Source organism: Alteromonas sp. ALT199, assembly GCF_018619335.1.
In the GTDB taxonomy this organism is placed as follows: domain Bacteria; phylum Pseudomonadota; class Gammaproteobacteria; order Enterobacterales; family Alteromonadaceae; genus Alteromonas.
The window spans coordinates 1-22122 of record NZ_JAHHDX010000117.1 but is presented as its reverse complement, the minus strand read 5'-3'; the positions used below and the strand labels follow the sequence as shown (position 1 = coordinate 22122).

Here is a 22122-nt window from a genome sequence, read left to right as displayed (position 1 = left end):
ACCGTATTGTGCGTCGTGTTACCAAGGATTAGATAAACATTGTTATTCCAGCAAGTTATTTGTAAAAAGCGCGTTCCTGTATTGGGCCTAAACTTTATTTTTTTGGGCATGTTAGTTTTATTTAGTGTCAGTTTTTATGCTGTTGGCGCAAGTACTCAATCTTTAAACGCAGATTCTTCAACATCGAGTACTACGAAAACAGGGTTGTCCAAGGTCAGCGTTAAGAGGGCTAGCGCAGAAACAATTAGCGCAACAAAAGACATGCTAGGGCAAAAAATCATCTTAGATTTTCGCTATTTTTGTGAAGACAACACGCCGTCATCACACTGCCGCACACCGATGACCGTAATCCCAGCGTCACTTTTAAATGTGCTTAGTACGCACAACATAGGCGGTGTGATTTTGTTTTCAGAGAACATCCAAAACACCGAGCAATTAATTACGCTTAATTACACCATGCAACAGCATATGGTAAAAGCAGGTCGTCAGCCCTTGTTCATTGCTGTCGATCAAGAAGGGGGCAGGGTCGCAAGGTTGCCTTCAGAAATGCTCTCGCCGTTTGCGGGTAACATGGCCATTGGCGCCACCTTTCATCAGCGAGGCAGTGCATTTGCGCAAAGTGTAGCATCGCATATTGGCCAAGCGCTTTTACCGCTGGGTATTAACACCAATTTTGCGCCGTCGGTTGATGTGAATAGCGAGCCTAAAAACCCCGTTATAAACGTACGCAGCTTTTCTGAAAAACCAGAACAGGTAGCCGCACTCGGACTGGCATTTGTTAGTGCTATGCAAAGCACAGGTGTTATGAGCGCTATCAAACATTTTCCAGGCCACGGTGATACCCATGTAGATAGCCACAGCGGCTTGCCGCAAGTAACGCACACCGAAGCGCAAGCTATGGAAGGAGATATCCTTCCTTTTGCTAACATTATCAATAGTGCAACGCCTCCAGCAATGGTAATGAGTGCACACATTCAGTACCCGTCTTTGGACGATACTACAATTATTGATAAGCATGGTATGTCGCAAATTGTTCCTGCTACCTTGTCAAAGAAGATACTAAGCAATTTGCTTCGCAACCAATTGGGGTATCAAGGTCTAATCGTTACTGACGCGTTAGACATGGCTGGAATTACTCAGTTTTTCTCACATGAAGAAGCTTTAGTTAGCGCATTCAGTGCTGGCGCTGATATAGCGCTAATGCCTTTCACCATAAGAAATCAAGACGACATAAAAAAGTTCGCGTTACTTTTAGATAACGCGGCAAGACGAGTCTCAGAAAGCGCTTTCTTAAGGGCGTCTCATAATCGTATTCTCAAGGCAAAACAACGCTTTGCTCTGCAAAATTTCCTTTCCCAGCCTATGTCATGGTGGCTTAATGAAGCAAAAGAAAATGCTTCAATGGATAATCATAACAGTTTGAAAAATAGAGGGATTGAAGTTGAGAAAGCGCTTTCTAAATCATCGGTAACTGTACTCTATGGAAAGGATAAGCTACCAATAACTACAAGCCGCTGGTTGGCACTTATGCCAGATGCGGCAAGATGTTTAGCGTTTGAAGCAGCGCTTACACGCCCTCGTTTTACGGACACCAATAAACCACTAGAGTTTGCTTGTTTACCTTTAACGGCATTACCGGAAACCCAATTAGCAATAAACCTATTGAAACAAGCCGATGTGCTGGTAGTTGGAAATATTAGTCCTCTTCACGCTAACTACGAGTTAGGTGGGTTCGATTTACCTGAGCATATAACAAGACGCGCAAGCGAAAACGATGTGATGGCATTTAGCAAAAAGATAATGAGAACTGCGAAAACACAAAGTAAAACCGTTATTTTTACACCGCTGCGCATGCCTTACAAAGCACAAGACGTGAAAGAGTTGGCTGATGTTGCTATTGCTACATTCAGTTATGCAGTTAATATTACCAAACAAAGTGATAAAGCAAATCAGCAGGTTACTAGTTATAGCCTTAACGCATTGGCCGATGTGCTAATGGGCAATGCGCTTGTTGAAGGCCGCTCACCGGTTTCATTAAATTAATTGTCATCGTAAAAGTTAAAATAGTTTAAGAGCCAATTTAAAAGGAATAAATGTGGATACCGAAAACACGCCAGGCACTGCACAAACATCATTTGTCGATACTGTGTTAAATGCGCTGCTTCCTTTTGCTCCACTACTTATTGCTATTGTATTGGTACTAAGTGCGCTTATCGCACTACATTACCTTTTGCTAGCAAAGCAGAGCCACCTTACCAGTGAGCAAAAATTGCCACGTCAAGTCGGTATGTTGGTACTTACTATCGTTGGTGCGGTAGTGATAGCAATTTCCCTCCCAGTAAGTGAAAGCACAAGAAACCAGGTTATTGCGCTCATTGGTGTACTGATTTCAGGTGTGATTGCGTTTTCTTCCACCACTATGGTTGGAAATTTGATGGCGGGGATCGTACTTCGTGTAAACCGACCGTTTAAAGTGGGTGATTTTATAAAAGTAGAAGGTTATAGCGGTCGTGTTACCGAAATGGGCTTGCTTGATGTTGAAATTCAGACCGAGAGCAGAGAACTTATTGCGTTTGCTAATACCCTAATGGTGAACTCGCCCGTTTCAGTAACCCGAGCCTCTGGCGCAATCGTTAGTGTGGATATTAGTTTAGGTTACGATATCCATCACAGTATTATCGAAAAGCACTTAATTGTTGCTGCTGAAAATGCTCAATTGTCAGAGCCATTTGTACAAGTGGTCGGGTTAGGCGACTTCTCAGTAAGCTATCGTATTTCAGGTCTCCTCACCGAAGTGAAGAGTTTGCTCAGCGCGCGTTCACGACTTCACAAAGCCGTACTCGACGCGTTGCATAATGCCGATATTGAAATTGTTTCACCTAGCTTTATGAACCAACGTCCACAGCCTGACGGTTTGAAGATGATAGCTAAATCTCCAGGTCAAACTAAGCAAGAAGAAGCGTCCCCTGAAGACGTTATTTTTGACAAGGCAGAAGAGGCTGAGCAAAAAGAAAAGAGTAAAGAAACACTGATGCAGACGATTGCCGATATTGATGCAAAGCTCGCAGAAAGTGACGGCGAAAGTAGGGATGAGTTTAAACATCAAAAAGCCACCGCCGAAGCTCAGCTTGCAACCTTGGTAAAATCAAAAGATGAAGAAGGTTAGCTTTTACTAACTTTTTTTGGTTTATTCTTTTATGGCACCCTTTGAGTGTGAGTGTTTACTTACATATTGAGGGTGTGAATTTAGCTCACTAATACTACCCAATTTCGCCTTCAAATGCTTAAAGCTAAATATGCTAATTTGAACCTTAATCCATATCTTCGTAAAGAAGATACACCTTTCTTTTTTCTCTAAATTTGCTTAAGTTTTTCTGCCAACTTTTGCGAATTTCTGTAGGTGTTTTGCCGGTTTGAATTTGAGTTCGTAGCGCATCAGTACCCGCTAATTTGTCGAAGAAATCTGGGCGAGTGAAGAAGGTTTCTTCAGAGCTACCATTGGCGCCGACCATGTTGTTATATTCAGAAAAACGTGAATAGGCATCTATCAGGGTGTCGATATCTAAGCCATTAATAGGTAAGTATTCTTGAAGTGCTTGCCTAGGGCCTGGGCTTTCCAAGTTCGTAGGATCAGCGAAAGTAAATACGTGTGCCTTTAGTATGGAATTTTCATGTTTAGGGTGGGGCGCTGCACTATTTGCCTTTACCGGTACCTTGGTGTTACCAAACTCAACAAAAGGGTGACCAATAAGCTGGAATGGAAAATCAGTGCCGCGACCAATACTCACATCGGTACCCTCAAAAAAACATAGCGTGGGGTAAAGGCGTATCGATAAATCGTTTGGCAGGTTAGGGCTAGGCGCAACTGGTAATGAATAATGCTCAGTACGTTGATAGTTTTGTACCGGAATAACGGTAAGCTTAGCGTTGTTATAACTACTTTCGTCAATATCTACCCAGCGCTCTCCCACGATCATTTGAGCAAGTTCACCTAATGTCATGCCGTGCAAAACGGGAATAGGATGCATGCCAATGAAAGACGAAAATTCAGATTTTAGTACCGGGCCGTCAATATAGCGGCCGTTAGGGTTTGGTCTATCTAGCACCACAACCTGAATACCTTGAGCAAAGGCGGCTTCCATTACATAGTGCAAGGTACTTAAATAGGTGTAAAAACGTACGCCCACATCCTGAATATCGAAAACAATCACATCGATGTTTTCAAGCATGTCCGTTGTCGGCTTTTTAGTTGCCCCGTAAAGCGAATGAATAGGTAAGCCCGTTTTAGCATCAATATCGCTATTTACCTTTTCGCCAGCGCCTTTATCCCCTCTAAATCCGTGTTCGGGTGACATAATGCTTACTAGGTCAACGTTACGTTGTGATAAGGCATCCACCAAATGCTGATAGGGTTGGTTTGCTTTTGTCGGTTTTGAATGAGCAGTTAAGTAGTTATTTTTAACCAAATCATTTCTAACCAACGAACTTTGGTTCACTACCAAACTAACTCGCTTACCTTCTAACAAAGGGAGGTATGTTGAAAAGCGCTCAGCACCTACAGCAAGTTGATTGGCGTTTAAATCTTCATTAGTCAGCCCACTTTGTTTTGCTTTTAAACTGTCATTATTAGTTGTATATACATGTGTAGATAAGCTGTTTTGTGCACATGAGGTCAAGAAGGAAAAACTGACCAGCAAGGTAAACGCGATGATTAATGCGCTCTTTGTATAACGTGTAATATTTATGCTCATATTGGCTAAACCGGACCCCCTTATTGCAGTCCCTTATTGCAGAGAAGCGCCTTAGCTATTCTCTTTCTTCTACGGCTTTACGTAAGTAACCATCTTTGGTACTTAGTTGTGCTACGGCCTGCTCTGCGGTTTGCCCTGTTAGCACCATCAAAATAGCCACTTTAGCTTTGTTATTGCACGCATTTAGCGCAGCCAGGGCCGCGTCTTCACTACAATCTGTAGCCTGCATAACAATGCGAAGGGCGCGTGCCTTCAGTTTTTCGTTAGTGGCATTCACATCAACCATTAAATTTTGATAGGTTTTTCCCAGCTTAATCATAGTGCTGGTGCTAATCATATTAAGAACAAGCTTCTGGGCCGTACCAGACTTCATGCGAGTACTGCCAGTCAGGGCTTCAGGGCCAACAACTGGACATATAGCGACGTCAGCATTCTCAAAAATAGCGGCGTTAGGGCTGCAAGCAATTGCACCAGTAAAGCACCCTAGAGAACGAGCATAGTCCAGTGCACCACTTACATAGGGCGTGCGACCGCTAGCTGAAATACCAATAACCGTATCGGTTTGGGTTAAAGATAAATTTTCAAGATCAGTGCGACCTGCATCAAAATTGTCCTCCGCGCCTTCCACTGCGTGCTGAACGGCCTTCTCTCCGCCCGCTATTACACCCACAACCATTTCATCGGGTACGCTAAAGGTAGGGCGACACTCAACTGCGTCCAGAATGCCTAACCTACCGCTGGTACCTGCACCGATATAAATAAGCCTTCCGCCGTTTTTAATGCTAACAGTTGCGGCATCAACCGCTTTCGTTATTTGGGGTATTTGAAGTGCTACCGCGCTTGCGACTTTAGCATCCTCGTTGTTAAGGCGGGTTAGAATGCCTTGGGTACTTAACGTATCTATATCCAACGTATCGGGATTTCTGCCTTCAGAGACAACTTTATTCAGTGATTTAGCTAATTCGTTCACGGTGGGAGCATCATCTGCCGCGTTGTTTTTAATACGAGTGGTTGCGGGCGAATCTGAAGTAGAGGGGGTGTGCGAAGACATGTTAAACCTTGAAGCAACGAAATGATTAAAATAAGCGAGCGCAAAGCATAACGGTATTTCAAACTATAAGAAACCTTGCGTTAGACAGTAGGTTTTTCAATACTAATCCTGCGCCTTAAGCGAGCTTCTCGTGGTACACTTCGGCTTTATATTTTTTTTCCTGTTAAACATTTAAGGAACGTGTTTTTCTGTGAGCCGACAAACGCAAGCTATTATTCATGCTGACGCCATTTTACATAACTTCAAAGCCCTTGCTGCTTTAGCGCCGATAAGCCAATCTATGGCGGTGGTAAAAGCAGATGCCTATGGTCATGGGGCCGTAAACGTTGCACGTATTCTTCAGCATGTTTCTTCGCGTTTTGCCGTTGCTATCATCGAAGAGGCTATTGCCCTTCGCGATGCTGGAATTACAGCACCAATAGTTGTTTTAGAAGGGGCTCATCAGGCGAAGGAATGCCAAATGGCGTTTCAGCATAACTGCATTTTAGTTATGCATTGTGAAGAACAGCTTGGCTGGCTAGAAAGCTGCCCTAAACAACAGCGCCCCCATATTTGGTTGAAAGTAGATAGCGGTATGCATCGCTTAGGCTTTGCCCTTTCAGACATCGAAGATATTACTGTTAAATACCGTCATTTGCTTAGCGAAAAAACGGTAATTGCCACGCATTTTGCGTGTGCAGACGACATAGATAATAGCTTTACCAATGCTCAAACGGATGCGTTTAACCAGATAGTTGGAAAACTGGGCTTTCCAACTAGCGTGGCTAATTCGCCGGCTACGGTAAATTGGCCTGCAAGTCGAAATGCTTGGAATCGTTTGGGTGTGGGCATTTACGGAGGTGCCGTTTCAACTTCGCAAAACATAGATATTGAAATCTATCCCGCCATGACACTTCGCTCAAGTGTACTAGCCGTGCGAACTATATCGGCAGGCGAGGGAGTTGGGTACGGGCAAACTTGGGTAGCAAGTAAGCTAAGCAAAATTGCAACCGTAGGAATTGGTTACGCCGACGGCTATCCAAGGCACTGTAAAAACGGTACGCCTGTAATGATTCGGGGTAAGCGCGCCTATTTAGCTGGCCGGGTATCTATGGACATGATCACCATTGATGTAACTCATATCGATAACGTAGCGGTGGGCGATGAAGTCGAACTGTGGGGGCAAAATGTGTCTATTCAGGAAGTTGCAGCTAATGCCGACACCATCGACTACGAATTAATGACCCGCGTTTCTCAGCGTGTACCGCGCATTGTGAAATACCTTTAGTTATCAACGCAGTGCCAGTTTGAGCAATCTTTATATAAGTTTTAATAAAGCACTATTCATTAAAAGAATGAGACTTTTACCCCTAATTTGAGCTTTACTGTTGTAGCTTAGTTATGGGATTGCGGCGAATATATCGCCTCCAACTGTTCTGAGCACCAACTCATAAGTGAGGTTTGTATGCGTACTTCGTTTTCTCGTCCGAGAGTGAATCGTGGAGTAGTTAGTCGACCGTCAAGACCAGTTCAAAAGAAGCAATAGGTTTGTTGTAGGCGTCAAGGAATACAAATAAAAGATACAATAAAGCCCGGTTAGGTAGCGCCTAACCGGGCTTTTTATTTATTGGTGATGAGAGCCGTTGTCTACTTCTACTTGCCGTCATCTGCTTTCACGCTTAATCGCAGAACAATAGAGGACTGACTGCGTCCATTTAGCCATTTTGTGCGCGAAGTTCGCTTTCTAAGCTGCTACTTAAGTTGCATTCTTCACTGTTATTCACGCGCTTCGCTTGCGCTTTTTTTGATTTTGGTTCGCCCTTGCTTGAGCCTGCTTCACTCTTTTTAGATCCAGCTTCGCCTTGCGCGGGGAAGTAACGTTCAGGTCTGTGGTTAAGCGAAATAACCATGTTCAAACAAAATGCCGCTAAAATTGAAATCAGCACTAATGGCCACGAGATAAAAAACAGCGCGCTAAGCAATATGCAGCTATCTACGGTTAGTTGGAAAGTACCAGCTCTGATATTAAAACGCTGCTGTAAGTAGAACGCCATAATGCCAACGCCACCAAGACTTGAGCTATGACGAAACATCATTAGCATGCCCACACCAATTAAAATACCGCCAAATACCGCAGCGAAAAACGGGTTAACGTGGCTAATATCTACAAACGCCGGAATTTGCTCGGTCAATACAGAAACCGTGGTAACAGAGATAAAAGTGTTAATGGTGAAACGCTTACTAATTTGCGTCCACGCAAGGGTATAGAAGGGTAGGTTAATCAAAAAGAATAACAAGCCGAAGTCCATATCAACCGCATAAGTACCCAACAGTGCAAGACCTGCTGCGCCACCTACCATTAAATCTTGAGACTGAAACAAATATACGCCAAAAGCAACAAACAAGCCGGCGCTTATCAGGGCGAAAACATCCTCGATGACACTGTGTTTTGTTTTTTGCATAAGAGAAATTTTGCGTTAAGAAGACACAGCGTAATTATACGTTTACAGCACAATAGGTTACAGCGGGATAGAAAGTTAACTTGGTGCGACAAATGGCAGAGGGTAAGTTTGCCTTTACGACTTTTAGCGTACCGGTGAATAGGGTGTTGCGGCAATGTAAATGTTGCACCAAGGTGGTTCAGTTTTATGGCTAAAAGTGCTCAGTGTTCTCACGAATATCTGAAGAGTGTCTGATTACTCAACAGTAGAAAACACCACAATATCTTGCTTATTAAATTGTACACTGCACTTCATAATACCTAAGTGCAGTGGACTATACGCTTCAATCTTGCTGCCATTTGCAACAAACTCAGTATCCCAGATCAACAAGTCTGCAGTATTTAACTGGCGTTCAACGCTTTTTTTCGACACGCCAGGCGTAAAGTTGTCGCATAAAATAATGACCTCACGTCTAGCTTCAATCCAGTAAAATGTAGTGGTGATCAACAGTGCTATCGCCGCTATTGCAACAACATCAGCAATAATAGAACGTTTCATAGCCTGCACGTTTTACTTCTCCTCTACGTCTTTACTGAGTGCGATTAAACTTTGCGACACTAAACACGCCGTTGGCAAGGCGTATTTATATAAAGCGCTATTCAGCGGTTTGGATCAAGTCCCACTTATTGCCAAACTTATCTTTAAAGATGGCTACGGTACCATAAACTTCTTCACGTGGAGTTTCTAAAAACACCACCCCTTTACTTTGCATGTCGTCAAAGTCACGCCAAAAGTCATCGGTATTTAAAATTAAAAACACTTTGTCTGCGGCTTGGTTACCAATAAGTGTTAATTCAATATCGTTTTTAGCTTGCGCAAGTAGCAAGCTGGTGGCGCTGTTCGGTGGCGTTACTAACACAAAGCGCGAGTCTTCTCCGGTCACTTTGTCTTCAGTTAAGGTGAAATTTAAAACCGAGGTAAAATATTCAATTGCGCTGTCGTAATTGTCTACAAAAAACGTAATAGCCGAGAGGTGTTGTGTCATAAATATGGTGCGGTTCAAAAATATTAGAGTTAACTCGGCATACTACCTAAAAGCTGACCGAGCTGAAATGAGGATTATCGGTTATTGCATGTAGTTGGGCGATTTCATTAAGCGCAATGTTTTCTTTAATGCCGTTAATGCGCATTTGTATACATTCTGTAGGTTCGTCGCCGCGCTTATCAATCACTGTGTTCAGTGCTTTACCACTTTTCATTTCGCCGTCTTTTAAAAAAGCGCTTACTTCAAGTTTATACATACAGGCAATTTCTATGTAGTCATAAAGCTGACAGGCTATATTCACACAACCTCCTATTCTTTGTTTATGTGCATTGAAAACGTTGTTTAACTTTTAGATAGGACCTGAAGTTTACGGTGAAAATTCCCACAATCACTTTGCATTTATAACACTTCTTTTTTTACATTTTATTTTCCATATCATACGGCCAGTACTTAATTGCGACCGCCCAACGGGGCGTTATTTTTTAAGGGGAGACACAGAAGTCAGACCTTAAAAAATGATCTTTTTTTAAGGTTTGCTCAGTATTGTTAGTACTGAAGGATTTATTTTGGTGCGCGAGGCTCCTAAGCGTTTATACACCCCTTTATTCTATTAGAGGCAATTTTTAGCAAAGGGTTCCCGCCAAAAATTCAATACAGGAACAGTAATGAACAAGCTACTATCCGCATTTTCTTTAGTTTCAATTGCTACATGCACGTCGAGCGTCGTAAAAGCCGACGAACTCCCCTTAAAGTTAAGCGGTCACGTAAGGGTTAATTACGGGCATCAAGACTGGCAACTCCCCGAGTTTAGAGATGGTTTTGAGTTCGAATCATTCAAACTTGGCGTATCTGGTGAGTCGGACCAGTTTAGCTATAAAGCAGAGTACCGTTGGTACGAAAACACTGATTTTGATACCGTTCGCTTCGCTGACCTTACGTATCATTTTGATGATCAAACCGAAATAACCGCAGGCATAACGCAAACGCCGTTTGGCCTGCAGCCCTTTGCCAGTAACAACTTTTGGTTTTCGGTTAACTACTACCTTGGCTTTGAGGACGATTACGACGCTGGGGTTAAAATAAATCACGATTGGGGTAACTGGGACTTTCAAGCCGCTTACTTTATGAATGATGAGTACAATGACGCCGCGGAGTTTGGCCGCTACTCATTTGATGTGGCAGATGACGGAGAATACCGAAATAAAGAAGATGGGCAATACAACCTGCGCGCTAACTACTCAGGTAACTTCATTCGCGGTGCAACTACCGATATTGGCGTGTCGTATCAATACGGTAACATTCTAAACTTAGATACGTTAGATGATGGTGATATGAATGCTTATGCCGTTCACATGCGTCATACCCAAGGCGACGTGAAAGTAGAGCTCCAATACATCGATTACGAATACGACTTGGCAGCACCTGAAGGACAGGCTGACGACCGTATAGCGCTATCGTCTTTTACCTTTCCTTTCTTGGCGGCTGCTGACGGTAAAACTTATTCAGCGAACCTCGTGTATTCGGTGCCCTATAAGTTTACGCACATAGAATCACTTACCTGCTATTCCGAATACAGCGTTGCTAAAGGCGAAGGAAATGAAGGGAAAAACTCTTCACAGTGGATTAACGGCTGTAGTTTTGGCTGGGATAAATTGTTTGTTTATGTAGATAGTATCCAAGGTAAAAACATGTGGTTTTCAGGTGGCCCTGGCGTTGGGCTAGATTTAGGCGGTAGACAAGAAACTACACACCGTTTGAACATAAACCTTGGCATTTACTTCTAATCAATAACAGGACTTTGACATGCGATCATTACTTATAGCGACATTTATACTAGCGCTAATTCCAATGCAAAGTTTTGCCCATTCATGGATGAAACTGCGCATAGCGACCACAGAATACGCGCCTTACACGTCAACCGACATGCAGCACGAAGGTTATATAAACCATGTTATTGCCAGTGCGTTTTTAGAGACTGGCGTTGTGGTGGAGTTTGTATCATTACCTTGGGAAGAAGCCTTGGAAGCGACGTTAAAAGGTGAATACGATGCGATTTCTTACGGTAACTTTGTACGATCGCGTGAAAGTGAGTTTTTTCACAGCAATCCGATAAGCGCAGAAAGCCTGGTGTTCTACGTAAACGCCGAAAAAGGCCCCGATAGCTGGAGTAATCTTAGCGATATGGAAGGCTTAAAAGTGGGGATCACAGAAGGGTATTTATATAATGATGAGCTTGCTGCCTTTATAAAAGATAACGAAAGTGTGGTTGAGCGCGAGACTGATAAAGCTAACCTAGAAGCTTTAATAAACGGTGATATTGATGTTTTTCCCATTGACGAACTTACCGGTTGGTATTTACTGCAGCGCGACTTTAACCGCGGCGACCGTCGAGATGTTATACCTATCAAACCGTTTATTTCTACCGTAACCACGCATTTGTTAGTTCCCAAAGGACAAGGCGATAGCCAGCTTATTTTGTCTTTATTTAATAAAGGGCTAGAAGAGTTAACGCTGGAAGGTAAACTAACCCGCTTCAAGCGACTGCTAAAAGAAGGCTATTATCAGCATCCGCAGAAGAAGGTAAATTTCGACCGACGCTAATTCTCGACTTTTCAAATCGAAAAACAGGTTGCGAACCCAAAGCGGCTCGCAACCTTTATTAGTGCTACCTTCCCATCGCTTAGTGTCTTTTCTGCTGATTATTAAACTGATATGGTTAACGGCTATTTTCTAATGCCCATTTAGAGGTTGCCTTGTCGTACTCAGCTGAAACACCCTTCCTTGCCCGCGTTATCGCCTTACTAAAATTACTCGGTCCTGGTGTACTTATGGCAACGGCGGCGGTAGGTGGAAGCCATTTAGTGGCCTCAACACAGGCTGGAGCAAAGTTCGGATGGCAGTTAGCGCTTCTCATATTGGTGGTAAACCTACTTAAATACCCGTTTTTCAGGGCTGGCGTAAGCTATACCATCAGCACGAAACAAACCCTGCAGCAAGGCTACTTAGGCATGGGTAAACGCTACCTAGCCATCGCCTTGTGCCTAAATACTATCGCGTCGGTAGTTAATGCAGCGGCACTGTTACTGTTTGCTGCAAGTTTATTGTCGTACTTCATTCCGTTTGATATGGCTATAGCGGTGTCTGCTTCAGTGGTTTTAGCGCTCATATTACTGATTTTACTGGCAGGGCATTTTGAAGGGTTAGACAATATAGCCAAAGGCATAATGGGCGTCCTTGTGGTGGCAACCGTCGCCGTATTTATAGTCGCCCTTAGTAATTATACCGCGCCAGAGGTGCCAGTTGAGTCTCAACCATCGCCGTGGACGCTCGCCACGTTAGGTTTTTTAGTGGTAACCATGGGTTGGATGCCTGCACCTATCGAAATATCGTCTATTACTTCTCTTTGGTTAAAGCGACAGTGCAAAGGTCAAGCGGTAACGCCGAAGTCGGCCCTTTTCGATTTTAACTTGGGCTATGCGGTAACCGTATTACTTGCCTTGTTGTTTTTGGGGCTAGGTGCGTTAATTCTGTATGGCAGCGGCACAAAACTCAGCACTAGTGGTATTGGCTTTTCCCATCAACTTATCAGCATGTACTCGTCAACCATCGGGCAGTGGGCGCATCTGCTTATCGCTATAGTGGCGTTTTTATGTATATTCGGCTCGGCGTTAACCGTATACGATGGCTATGCGCGAGTGGTTGCAGAAGCAATTGCGCTATTGTTTAACAAGGATAAAGCCGCCCGTAATACCCTTGTAACGCCAGTATTGCTGTTTATGGCAGTATTCAGTTTTACTATTGTACTATTCTTCAAGTCTGCACTTTTAGCCATGCTAGGCTTCGCGATGACGTTAGCTTTTGTAACCACGCCCATGTTTGCTTGGCTTAACCATAAGCTGGTGGCGCAAACTAAGCTGCACCCAGATGCAGCACCCAATAAGGTGGTAAAGTTACTTAGCTTGCTAGGCTTGGTTTACCTGTTCGGGTTTCTTTTGGTATTTGTTTGGTGGAAGTGGTTTAGCTAACGGTTTCCCCCAGAACATAGCGTCAAATGCCCCAACCTTTGCCAGCCGGTTACTGCTATTGCTAACCGGCCCACTTCAGCAATTTAATACGAATCTTTTAAAAAGCGCCTAAAGACATGAGAGCCCTCAGTTGGTGCTTTATTTCTTCGAGCAGTAGTAAGCACTTAACTAAGTATTCATTTAAGACTCACCTATACTAAAAGCGTCGCTGGTAAAGGAGAGCCGAATTCGGTGCGCAAAGTAAAATTATTTCCATCACTACATTTAGGTAAATACATTAGCGTTGTATTGCTTTGCTTCGTGTGTATGGCGATGTGGGGATGCACAAAAGATGCACCAAAATCCATACAATGGAACAATGCTTACGATATAGAAAGGGAGCTCCATATTCTAGGGCAGCAGGATGACCCGCGAGAAATTTATCAGCGCTTGCAAGGAATGAAACAGCAAGCATCGCTTCAACTATTACAGCTTCGCAAAACAGGGCGGCACGACCCGCTATTCACGAAATGGCTAGAGTCGATAAGAATCAGTTTGTCGTTAGCGCCCCTGTATGGCAACACAATCGAAACCTGCGACGTGTGGAAAAACGCAATGGAAGAAGCGTGGGGCGTTCAAATTTTTAAGTTTAACGAACGAGCTAAACTCGTGTGGCGGGTGATGGTAGCTACCTGCAACGCACGAGTTCGCTCTTTGTAAGCCAGTAGGTTTACTTAGTGTAAACCGGGCGGGCAGCAGTTAGCGTAGCCACTTTATCTTTAACTTGCTGAACAAGATTACTGTCTTCAGGTTCTGATAGCACATCGCAAATCCAGTTGGCTAACTGGGCACAATCGTCTTCACTAAAATTACGAGAAGTCACCGCTGGCGTACCTATTCGAATGCCACTTGTTACAAATGGCGACTGTGGGTCGTTGGGCACAGTATTCTTATTAACAGTAATGTTCACGCTATTTAAAATAGCATCGGCCTCTTTCCCCGTCATTCCTTTACTAACCAGACTTAGTAGGAACATATGGTTGTCAGTACCGTTAGATACCACATCAAATCCGCGCTTCGTAAATACGTCTGCCATAGTGCGAGCATTGGTAACTACTTGCTTTTGATACGCTTTAAACTCGGCTGTCATGGCTTCTTTAAACGCCACAGCTTTAGCGGCGATAACGTGCATAAGCGGCCCACCCTGAATACCCGGGAATATAAGTGAGTTAAATTTCTTCTCAAGTTCAGGGTTAGACTTACACATAATGAGCCCGCCACGAGGGCCACGTAGTGTTTTGTGAGTAGTGGTGGTGACCACGTGCGCGGCGCTAATTGGTGAGGGATAAACTCCCGCTGCGACAAGACCTGCTACGTGCGCCATATCTACCAGCAAATACGCGCCTACACTATCAGCAATCTCTCTAAACTTTTGCCAATCGACAACGCGAGAATAAGCCGAAAACCCTGCCACGATCATCTTTGGGTTGTGCTCTTTAGCTAAAGCTTCTACTTGGTCGTAGTCAATCTCGCCGGTTTCGGTGTTTAGCCCATATTGAATGGCGTTGTAAAGCTTGCCTGAAAAATTAGGTTTTGCACCATGGGTTAGGTGACCGCCGTGATCTAGGCTTAACCCGAGTATGGTATCGCCAGGGCTTAGCAGTGCCATGTAAACCGCAGTATTTGCTTGTGAGCCAGAATGGGGCTGTACATTTACATAATCAACTTCAAACAGGGCTTTAGCTCTGTCGATGGCCAGCTGCTCAACTTTATCCACGGCTTCACAGCCGCCGTAATAACGCTTACCTGGATAGCCTTCTGCATATTTGTTCGTTAACTGACTCCCCTGCGCCTGCATAACAGCTTTACTGGTGTAGTTCTCTGATGCAATCAGCTCGATGTGATGTTCTTGGCGCTCGTCTTCTTGCGCAATAAATTGGGCAATATCTGGGTCTTGTTGGAGAAGGTGTTGATTTAGCGTATTCATGCAGGCTCCTAATTGTCATTGTTGTTTATTTGATACTAGGAGGGTAAAAAGAATAAATAAAATTAATAAAAAATATGGCATTATAATTTTATTAAATGCTGGCTTTGTATTTTTGGCACGATATGAACCGGTAGGGCATGGAATGGCGCGTTTGTGTTTTGTCTGTAGTAGAGCGGCTAACTAAATGAGTCTCTAAACTATACCGGTGAAAGGTATGTGCTTGGTTGAAGATAGAAATAAGGTGTGAAGCAAAATAATGAAAAACTTGTCGATAGATTTTTTGCGTTCGTTCGTGCTTATTGCACAGACGGGAAGCTACACACAATGCGCCGAGCAGCTGCAACGTACTCAGCCTGCTATTAGCCTACAAATAAAAAAGCTAGAAGAAATGATTGGGGAAAAGTTGTTTTCTCGTGATAAAAATCGGCTAGCGCTTACTGGCGCTGGTAGCCGTTTATTGTCATATGGTGAGAAGATCGTAGCGCTCAATGACCAAGCTATGGCTGAGTTCGGGAAGCCTCAGGTGACGGGAAATATTAGGCTAGGCATTCCCAGTGAATTTAGCACCACACTCATGCCCAAAATCATTCGTCGATTCACACAAACTTACCCAGAGATATCGTTGGAAGTGCATTGTGCGCTAAGCAAGGATTTGTTGAGTGAACCGTTAAAAAGTCAGTTCGATTTAATTCTGTCACTACAGGAAACACCGAACCCACAGCAGGACGGTTTCATCATTTCAGATCAGCTGGTATGGGTAGGAAGTCAGCGCTTTGTAAACAGCGTGCCCGCTAAGCTTCCTATTATTGCTGCCCCTTCGCCCTGTATTTATCGCAAGCGCGCCACCAATCTGTTATCGGCAATCAAAAAACCGTGGCAGGTGGTATACACCATTGCAGACTTAAACGGCATTAAAACTGCCATTAATGAAGGACTAGGTATTACTGTACTGGCAAAAAGTTCTGTACCGACAGGGCTACACGTTTTGTCTAATTCGGAAAGCTTGCCCGAACTTGGACATGTAGGCGTATGCTTAGTTAACCCTCAAAAAGTGTCATCTAAAGCGATTAGCTTACTCACTGAAACCATTACTAACGAGGTTGCTAACTTCTAAAGTACTATTTAGCTAGTGTAGCTAGCGCGCCCCGTATGCGCTTAGAAAGAAAAGCGCGCTAAAAGATAAGCGCGCTAGGAGGTGAGGGACTTTAAAAACGTGCTGACTATGCTTTTTTTACAAACTGTGCGGTAAGCATCATTTCACCGGCGCCATCTACTTTGCAGTCTAGCTGGTGGTCTTTGGCATCTTTCACGTGGCGGATAACCGCTTTGGTGCCAATTTTAAGTACTAGTGAGCTGCCTTTTACTTTTAAATCTTTTGCCAGCGTGATTTTGTCACCGGCAACTAGCGGCGTACCGTTGTAGTCTTTGGCAGAAATTTCATCTTCAACCTCGTTCGGGTTCCACTCATAACCACATTCGGGGCAAATGAGTAAAGACTGGTCTTCATATACATACTCAGATTGACAGCTTGGGCAAGGAGGTAGTGACATGTGCAATTCTCTTAAAATACTAAACTAAAGCGCTCGGGTCATAAAGTGACTGTTGGGGTCTAGTGAATAGCTACCAAAAGGGCCGCAGTCGATAAAACCGAACTTTTTATAAAGCGTTCTTGCCGCCAAAAAGTAATCTTGCGTACCCGTTTCTAGACTTATTGAACTAAACCCTTTTATTTTCGCATGTTCTAAGGCAAAAAGTAATAACTGGGAAGCTACACCACATCCTCTGAAGGGCTTTGCCGTTCGCATAGATTTTAGCTCGGCGCTATGTGTATCAAGGGCTTTAATAGCAACACACCCCGCAAGCTGTTGCTGCTTCCAACCACTAAAAAAAGTAATGTTAGGCGCTTTTAGTGCATCAACATCTAATGCGTGTACGCACTCTGGCGGCGACGTGGCATACATATCCGACAAATGCTCTTCTAAAAGCGCTAGCACCGCTCCCCCAGTGAGATCATCCATAATAATATTCATACATTTTGGCCTTTAGTTATATTTAGAATGAACGGCTATTAAAAACCAGTTGGTTTAACACCTAGGGGTTTAGTCATGTTAAAAAAGCGGTCGTCTTCACTATCAATAACAAAGCCCACTTTCTTATAGAGCAAAACTGCAGGGCTAATTTTGAAAACCCGTAAGGTAAGCGAACTAGCCTTGGCCTTTAGAGCGAGTTTTTCTGCTTCTGCAATAGCGACAGTGCCTATGCCTTTGTTTTGTGCCATTGGTATAACTTGAAGATCGCGTAAGAGGCAGTTGCTCTTTTCAAATTGTAGACGCATAACTCCCACTGTCTGGTTTTCTAATTGAATGTCGTAGTTAATTAGATTTGCCGTAGCCTCAAGCACTTTTGCAGCGTTCCACTCAGGAGCGAACTTAGCGTAATATGCGTGCATGTTCTCAAAAGTAAATTCAGCTGCCCGCTGTAGGTTTGAACTGGGTGCAAAGGTGATCTTCATTGTGTTTTCTTTGTCATTTTTAAAAAAATGTTTTTGATTAGGTCTGTCTTGGAGCGAACATAATAATAGCCATTCCAAGCAAAGCGACACCTGTACCCACCAAATCCCATAATGTTGGCTTAATGCCATCAATCAGCCAAAGCCATATAATAGCCATAAATATGTAAACGCCTCCATAAGCTGCATACACTCGGCCAGCCGCAGTAGGGTGCAATGATAGCAGCCATGCAAAGAGTGCCAGTGATATTGCTGCGGGTATTAACAGCCAAATCGACTTGTCTTCCTTTAACCACAAATAGGGTAGATAGCACCCCACAATTTCAGCAAGTGCAGTAATGAAGAATAAACCAATGGTTTTTAATTCCAACACAAAGACCTCTTTTTAAAATACCGTTTGTTCATCAAGTTATTGCCGAAGTAGCATGTAAGGTCAATCTGAATCTCCACCATCACCACCTGTGCTATCGAGCTTTCGCCAGCCAAGTTGATAGCATCTAGCGCAGCATAAAACTAACCGTAATAAATACGTGTGCTACCCATTACGCTGAGCATAGAGACGATAAGCTGCCGCCATAATCAAACATATGCCCGCTGGAATAAAAAGTGCTTTAAACAATAATTGGGCGTAAAGCAATGCTCCAACCGTACCGCCAAGAACAAAGCCAGTAATTATAAATAGAAATAGCTTTGCTTTTCGTCTGTCAAGCGTCTGTCCTCTGAATACAGAACCCAACATTATGCCTAAATCGGTAAAAATGCCCGTAACATGCGTTGTTCTGATAATTGCACCGCTATATGTTGTGGCAAGCGCGTTTTGAAGGCCACACGCAGCCGAAGCGAGGAAGTGGCCATAAAATGACCCTGATATTAAAAGCCATGAAGACAAGCACAATAATGCGAATTCAATGAATAAAGCAGTATCGTAATGCCTGCCCAATTTTAATGTTGAGCCATGTAGTAAGAAGCCAGCAACGCAAGCTCCACTTAAAAATGACAACAAAATACCTAGAAGATGAAATATCTTTTGGAATGTCAGGCCTAGCAGTTCAGTGCCGAGTAAAGTAGCTGTGCCAGATAAGTGAGACACAGATTGGTGTTCAAACCCGAGAAGACCAATTGCATTCACACAACCAGCAATTAAAGCCAAAAAGAAGGCTCCAAACTCTACCCACTTTGGTAGTTGTGAGATCAATCTTTTAATCCTTGTGTGCAGTTAATTTCAGAATAAACTTATTGCGTACAGGTAACTAGGCCCATTTCCTTAGGCGTTATATACGTTTATAAATTTCAACTTTACGTCAAAAGCGCCAGATTAACGGATACTGAGCTAAACCGTTTTTCTTATTTTTTCTTTTACTTCGTTCTTATTGCCTTTTAAATTGCTTTTGACGCACGTTTTCTGCCTTTATTCGCTCATAATCTAGTTGGTGATTCTGAATAACCTTTTTGTGGCAAGACTTATAGGCCGATTTGGATTTTGACCAGCATTTTAGGTCATCGTCGTTAAGACACAACTCAAGGACAGAAACAGCCATCTTCTTACAAGAAATAAATTCATTAGACGTAGGCGAGGCATTACCCGAACTGCTGACAACAGAACTGATAACAAAAAGACATATTACTCTTACATTCAAACTAGAACCTCTGAATAGATCATACTTTACCATCTAATCGATTTTTAAATTTACCCTAAGTAACGGTTAAACAAGTGGGCTAAGGTTTGGTGCGAAGCGATTGAGCACGCATGTTAATGCCTCAAGGAGTTTACGACCGGCTAAATGTGATTGTTAGCTGCCGGTTTCATTTTTTTATGTTTGGCATTTCTCTGTGCAATTTTGGTGTACATAAAGATGCCTGTCTTGTTTAGTCGAGAGTATAAACCGCCGCATTTAGAATAAATTGACCATTTTACTAACATGACGATTAAACGGTTTTGATAGGAAAACGTCAGTTTCGCTAACCCCGTACCCAATATTTACAAAATACTGCCGATACCACTGACCACTATAATAAGTAAAGCGACCATTTATATGGAAGCTAGCCGTTTCACCTTCAGATAGGTTTATAATATTACGGCGAACCCCCCCCCTATTTGGCGTACCATGTTCGTGGTAACTATAGCTAAAGAATACACTTAACCTATTATCAGACTCTGTAAACTCAAACGACCAGTATTTCTTTGGGTTTGGAATAGCCACAGTTTCACTTTCCAGGTTAAAACCATTATCTTCGGTTGCTTTGACCTCATGAACAAAAATGGCTGCATCATTTTCAATATGAGGTAACTCTAGCATCCTTGGGACAGAGTTTCTTAGTTTTGCGTTTGGCATCCCTCTTGAGGCTTTAGTCCAATGTGTTTGTATTTTTTGTATTATAATCATGACTTAACGTGTCCCAGTCGCGCTTTTTAGCGGCGACTTGATGCGTTTGTATGGATAATTCTCTAAAACATCCAAGTTGCAATGGACTAAATCTGCGCCTTCTAGGTTAGCGCACTCTGTAAAACCATGTTTTTTCAAAGACTCAATGACGGCGTTATTGGTACTGTAGGTTCCGGTACTTAAACCAAAGTCATTTTTATAGATATCTCTTAGCCGAATATCGTCACGAAACATGAGCGACACTGCAAGAATATACTGAAATTTCGCTGCTTCTTTGTCCTGCAATGAGGCCTCATATAAAATAGTAAGAAGCTGGATTTCATTCCAACGATCGGAAGACAAATTGACAGTCGTAACTAACGCATCTATGTAATCTAGGTCAAATAAGTATTCGAATTGCTCTGCATTGGAAACCATTGACCATAGTGATGCGTCATGCCACCCCATCACTTTAAAGTTAGCTTCAGACCAAACTTCCTTTTCTAAATCGTATGCACTCACTCGACTGATGCCTTATAACGCCCCCATCAAACGGCGCAAACTTGCTAGCTAAAATTGCGAAGCCGCCCCACTTGTATGCGTCCCAGCGAACGCAGTGAGTGTGTTTATTGATTTGTTATCTTCTTTCCTTGATTGCCCAAAAGTAGACCATTAACACTTAAGTCCTCGTCCAATTGAGGCCAGTGAATACCTTCGCCATCACCCAGAATCTCCCAATCTTTTAGTTGATCTGCAGTCGCAGATGAAAGCGATGGGAACCAAACTAAAGGAACGGAAAGAGTGCGGCCATCAATTAGACTGACAATAAGTGAGTCTGAGTCAAAACTAACTGAGTGAGCAAGAGGGTGATGTTCAACTGCTAAAATAGCCATTCCAAGCCTCCAAAAATGTTTCTTTATTTTCGACCACCAATTGCTCGAGTTTTCTTAACTCTTTCGGTGGAAAACGAGTAGAGCTAGCTAAAGCAACGGGCTTTAACCAGAATTTAGCAAGCATCTTCTCTCGCTGAATATGAATGTGTGCGGGTTCACCGTTTTCATTACTATAAAAGAAGAAACGATACGGCCCTAACTTTAATACTGTCGGCATACATTAAGATTATCGCAGAAGAGCACATATGCCAATTGGAAGATAACGCTAAGCTTTGGGGCGCTAGCACGTGGGCTAAAATCCGAACGAAGTGAGTCAGCCCACGTGTTAGCGTCCCAGCGACCGAAGGGAGTGCCAACAGCGTTTTGTTAGGCGTACAAATGAACGTACGCAGCTTTGCTGCCACCACTAGCCAATTAGGCCACGTGTTTAAATTGTTGAATTTAAGATAAAACAACCCTGTGCGAAATGCCAGATGTTAAGGACATTGCTGGATAAAAGAGCGAGTTTAGACAACTTGTAGTGTTGACTGTTGGCGTTGCTGTGTTGATAAAAACCGCGTTGCTAAAGTCATTTAGACAACTGAGAAAGCTAGCCACGAAGACAACCTAGTGAAACAACCTTGATGCTGAAATGTCACTGCTGAACTTACTTTTTAATGCTGTTAGTAAATGACGCCTAACGCTAAGCTTTGGGGCGCTAGCACGTGGGCTAAAATCCGAACGAAGTGAGTCAGCCCACGTGTTAGCGTCCCAGCGACCGGAGGGAGTGCCAACAGCGTTTTGTTAGGCGTACAACTGAAAGTACGCAGCTTTGCTGCCACCACTAGCCAATTAGACCGCGTGTTTAAATTGTTGAATTTAAGATAAAACAACCCTGTGCGAAAAGCTAGATGTTAACGGCAATGCTGGATAAAAGAGCGAGTTTAGAAAACTGGTGATGTTGAATGTTGGCGTTGCGATGTTGATGAAAAACGCGTTGCAAAAGCCGTTGAAACTACCGAAAAGCAAGCCGCAAAGACAACCAAGCGAAACAACCTTGAAGCCGGAATGTCACGGCTGAACCCACTTTTTAAAGCCGTATTTAAATGACGCCTAACTT

At 43.3% G+C, this 22122-nt stretch carries 24 protein-coding genes; 8 read left to right on the top strand and 16 right to left on the bottom strand.

The features are described 5' to 3' along the window. Positions 1-39 precede the first annotated feature (39 nt). Positions 40-2043 carry a glycoside hydrolase family 3 N-terminal domain-containing protein gene (locus KL866_RS12530; protein WP_214995288.1) on the top strand — a complete coding sequence of 668 codons (2004 nt, stop codon included), beginning with the start codon at positions 40-42 and terminating at the stop codon, positions 2041-2043. A gap of 52 nt (positions 2044-2095) precedes the next feature. Beyond that, positions 2096-3166: a mechanosensitive ion channel family protein gene (locus KL866_RS12525; RefSeq protein ID WP_214995287.1), complete on the top strand. Its 1071-nt coding sequence runs from the start codon at positions 2096-2098 to the stop codon at positions 3164-3166. A 145-nt stretch (positions 3167-3311) separates the two neighbouring features. Here the strand turns inward: KL866_RS12525 and KL866_RS12520 are convergent, their stop codons facing one another. Together KL866_RS12520 and murQ are read right to left on the bottom strand one after the other, a co-directional pair. After that, entirely contained in the window at positions 3312-4751 is a 1440-nt protein-coding gene (locus tag KL866_RS12520; RefSeq protein ID WP_214995286.1) for an exo-beta-N-acetylmuramidase NamZ domain-containing protein, read from the bottom strand. A gap of 55 nt (positions 4752-4806) precedes the next feature. Beyond that, positions 4807-5802, bottom strand: a complete 996-nt coding sequence (murQ, locus tag KL866_RS12515; RefSeq protein ID WP_214995284.1) for an N-acetylmuramic acid 6-phosphate etherase — start codon at positions 5800-5802, stop codon at positions 4807-4809. A 190-nt stretch (positions 5803-5992) separates the two neighbouring features. On the opposite strand from murQ, the gene alr reads away from it, so the two are divergent. Continuing rightward, positions 5993-7069 carry an alanine racemase gene (gene alr, locus KL866_RS12510; RefSeq protein WP_214995282.1) on the top strand — a complete coding sequence of 359 codons (1077 nt, stop codon included), beginning with the start codon at positions 5993-5995 and terminating at the stop codon, positions 7067-7069. 427 nt (positions 7070-7496) lie between these two features. On the opposite strand, the gene KL866_RS12505 is transcribed toward alr, so the two are convergent. The 4 genes from KL866_RS12505 to KL866_RS12490 all read right to left on the bottom strand — a co-directional run bounded on the left by KL866_RS12505 (position 7497) and on the right by KL866_RS12490 (position 9568). Then, positions 7497-8243 carry a YitT family protein gene (locus KL866_RS12505; RefSeq protein ID WP_025256709.1) on the bottom strand — a complete coding sequence of 249 codons (747 nt, stop codon included), beginning with the start codon at positions 8241-8243 and terminating at the stop codon, positions 7497-7499. A gap of 234 nt (positions 8244-8477) precedes the next feature. Next, a complete protein-coding gene (locus tag KL866_RS12500; RefSeq protein ID WP_025256708.1) occupies positions 8478-8789 on the bottom strand; it encodes a hypothetical protein in 312 nt (103 codons plus the stop codon). Between the two features lie 88 nt (positions 8790-8877). Continuing rightward, positions 8878-9267: a VOC family protein gene (locus KL866_RS12495; RefSeq protein ID WP_214995280.1), complete on the bottom strand. Its 390-nt coding sequence runs from the start codon at positions 9265-9267 to the stop codon at positions 8878-8880. A 46-nt stretch (positions 9268-9313) separates the two neighbouring features. Continuing rightward, a complete protein-coding gene (locus KL866_RS12490; RefSeq protein WP_025256706.1) occupies positions 9314-9568 on the bottom strand; it encodes a Rho-binding antiterminator in 255 nt (84 codons plus the stop codon). 364 nt (positions 9569-9932) lie between these two features. Between KL866_RS12490 and KL866_RS12485 the strand changes: the two genes are divergently transcribed. From KL866_RS12485 to KL866_RS12470, 4 genes are all read left to right on the top strand, one after another. Beyond that, positions 9933-11051 (top strand): porin, encoded by a 1119-nt coding sequence (locus KL866_RS12485; RefSeq protein ID WP_214995278.1) that lies wholly within the window; start codon positions 9933-9935, stop codon positions 11049-11051. A gap of 19 nt (positions 11052-11070) precedes the next feature. Further along, positions 11071-11868: an ABC transporter substrate-binding protein gene (locus KL866_RS12480; protein ID WP_214995277.1), complete on the top strand. Its 798-nt coding sequence runs from the start codon at positions 11071-11073 to the stop codon at positions 11866-11868. Positions 11869-12020: 152 nt separating this feature from the next. Further along, a complete protein-coding gene (locus tag KL866_RS12475; RefSeq protein WP_214995275.1) occupies positions 12021-13292 on the top strand; it encodes an NRAMP family divalent metal transporter in 1272 nt (423 codons plus the stop codon). Positions 13293-13523: 231 nt separating this feature from the next. Continuing rightward, complete coding sequence (locus tag KL866_RS12470; protein ID WP_214995273.1) at positions 13524-13991, top strand: hypothetical protein; 468 nt, start codon at positions 13524-13526, stop codon at positions 13989-13991. A gap of 10 nt (positions 13992-14001) precedes the next feature. Here KL866_RS12470 and glyA read toward each other — a convergent pair whose 3' ends face one another. Beyond that, positions 14002-15258, bottom strand: a complete 1257-nt coding sequence (gene glyA, locus KL866_RS12465) for a serine hydroxymethyltransferase (RefSeq protein ID WP_025256701.1) — start codon at positions 15256-15258, stop codon at positions 14002-14004. A gap of 256 nt (positions 15259-15514) precedes the next feature. On the opposite strand from glyA, the gene KL866_RS12460 reads away from it, so the two are divergent. After that, complete coding sequence (locus tag KL866_RS12460; RefSeq protein ID WP_025256700.1) at positions 15515-16372, top strand: LysR family transcriptional regulator; 858 nt, start codon at positions 15515-15517, stop codon at positions 16370-16372. A gap of 106 nt (positions 16373-16478) precedes the next feature. Here the strand turns inward: KL866_RS12460 and KL866_RS12455 are convergent, their stop codons facing one another. From KL866_RS12455 to KL866_RS12415, 9 genes are all read right to left on the bottom strand, one after another. Further along, entirely contained in the window at positions 16479-16808 is a 330-nt protein-coding gene (locus tag KL866_RS12455) for a zinc ribbon domain-containing protein YjdM (protein WP_025256699.1), read from the bottom strand. A 24-nt stretch (positions 16809-16832) separates the two neighbouring features. After that, entirely contained in the window at positions 16833-17288 is a 456-nt protein-coding gene (locus KL866_RS12450) for a GNAT family N-acetyltransferase (protein WP_025256698.1), read from the bottom strand. 38 nt (positions 17289-17326) lie between these two features. Next, a complete protein-coding gene (locus KL866_RS12445) occupies positions 17327-17770 on the bottom strand; it encodes an N-acetyltransferase (RefSeq protein ID WP_214995272.1) in 444 nt (147 codons plus the stop codon). Positions 17771-17807: 37 nt separating this feature from the next. Further along, complete coding sequence (locus KL866_RS12440; protein ID WP_025256696.1) at positions 17808-18140, bottom strand: YnfA family protein; 333 nt, start codon at positions 18138-18140, stop codon at positions 17808-17810. Positions 18141-18302: 162 nt separating this feature from the next. Continuing rightward, a complete protein-coding gene (locus tag KL866_RS12435; protein WP_025256695.1) occupies positions 18303-18962 on the bottom strand; it encodes a YoaK family protein in 660 nt (219 codons plus the stop codon). Positions 18963-19659: 697 nt separating this feature from the next. Next, positions 19660-20151 carry a hypothetical protein gene (locus KL866_RS12430; RefSeq protein WP_155852459.1) on the bottom strand — a complete coding sequence of 164 codons (492 nt, stop codon included), beginning with the start codon at positions 20149-20151 and terminating at the stop codon, positions 19660-19662. A gap of 3 nt (positions 20152-20154) precedes the next feature. Continuing rightward, positions 20155-20652: a hypothetical protein gene (locus KL866_RS12425; protein ID WP_214995270.1), complete on the bottom strand. Its 498-nt coding sequence runs from the start codon at positions 20650-20652 to the stop codon at positions 20155-20157. 104 nt (positions 20653-20756) lie between these two features. Continuing rightward, complete coding sequence (locus KL866_RS12420) at positions 20757-21023, bottom strand: DUF2442 domain-containing protein (RefSeq protein WP_214995269.1); 267 nt, start codon at positions 21021-21023, stop codon at positions 20757-20759. Continuing rightward, positions 21004-21240, bottom strand: a complete 237-nt coding sequence (locus KL866_RS12415) for a DUF4160 domain-containing protein (RefSeq protein WP_025256690.1) — start codon at positions 21238-21240, stop codon at positions 21004-21006. The genes KL866_RS12420 and KL866_RS12415 overlap by 20 nt, the downstream gene beginning before the upstream one ends. Between the last annotated feature and the right edge of the window lie 882 nt (positions 21241-22122).

What these genes read in the sequence shown, in the direction of transcription:
- KL866_RS12460 (WP_025256700.1), top strand. Translation starts at nt 15,515, where the DNA reads ATGAAAAACTTGTCGATAGATTTTTTGCGTTCGTTCGTGCTTATTGCA.
- KL866_RS12445 (WP_214995272.1), bottom strand. Translation starts at nt 17,770, where the DNA reads ATGAAGATCACCTTTGCACCCAGTTCAAACCTACAGCGGGCAGCTGAA.
- murQ (WP_214995284.1), bottom strand. Translation starts at nt 5,802, where the DNA reads ATGTCTTCGCACACCCCCTCTACTTCAGATTCGCCCGCAACCACTCGT.
- KL866_RS12485 (WP_214995278.1), top strand. Translation starts at nt 9,933, where the DNA reads ATGAACAAGCTACTATCCGCATTTTCTTTAGTTTCAATTGCTACATGC.
- KL866_RS12505 (WP_025256709.1), bottom strand. Translation starts at nt 8,243, where the DNA reads ATGCAAAAAACAAAACACAGTGTCATCGAGGATGTTTTCGCCCTGATA.
- KL866_RS12420 (WP_214995269.1), bottom strand. Translation starts at nt 21,023, where the DNA reads ATGGCTATTTTAGCAGTTGAACATCACCCTCTTGCTCACTCAGTTAGT.
- KL866_RS12495 (WP_214995280.1), bottom strand. Translation starts at nt 9,267, where the DNA reads ATGACACAACACCTCTCGGCTATTACGTTTTTTGTAGACAATTACGAC.
- KL866_RS12455 (WP_025256699.1), bottom strand. Translation starts at nt 16,808, where the DNA reads ATGTCACTACCTCCTTGCCCAAGCTGTCAATCTGAGTATGTATATGAA.
- KL866_RS12415 (WP_025256690.1), bottom strand. Translation starts at nt 21,240, where the DNA reads ATGCCGACAGTATTAAAGTTAGGGCCGTATCGTTTCTTCTTTTATAGT.
- KL866_RS12480 (WP_214995277.1), top strand. Translation starts at nt 11,071, where the DNA reads ATGCGATCATTACTTATAGCGACATTTATACTAGCGCTAATTCCAATG.
- glyA (WP_025256701.1), bottom strand. Translation starts at nt 15,258, where the DNA reads ATGAATACGCTAAATCAACACCTTCTCCAACAAGACCCAGATATTGCC.
- KL866_RS12450 (WP_025256698.1), bottom strand. Translation starts at nt 17,288, where the DNA reads ATGAATATTATTATGGATGATCTCACTGGGGGAGCGGTGCTAGCGCTT.
- KL866_RS12430 (WP_155852459.1), bottom strand. Translation starts at nt 20,151, where the DNA reads ATGATTATAATACAAAAAATACAAACACATTGGACTAAAGCCTCAAGA.
- KL866_RS12520 (WP_214995286.1), bottom strand. Translation starts at nt 4,751, where the DNA reads ATGAGCATAAATATTACACGTTATACAAAGAGCGCATTAATCATCGCG.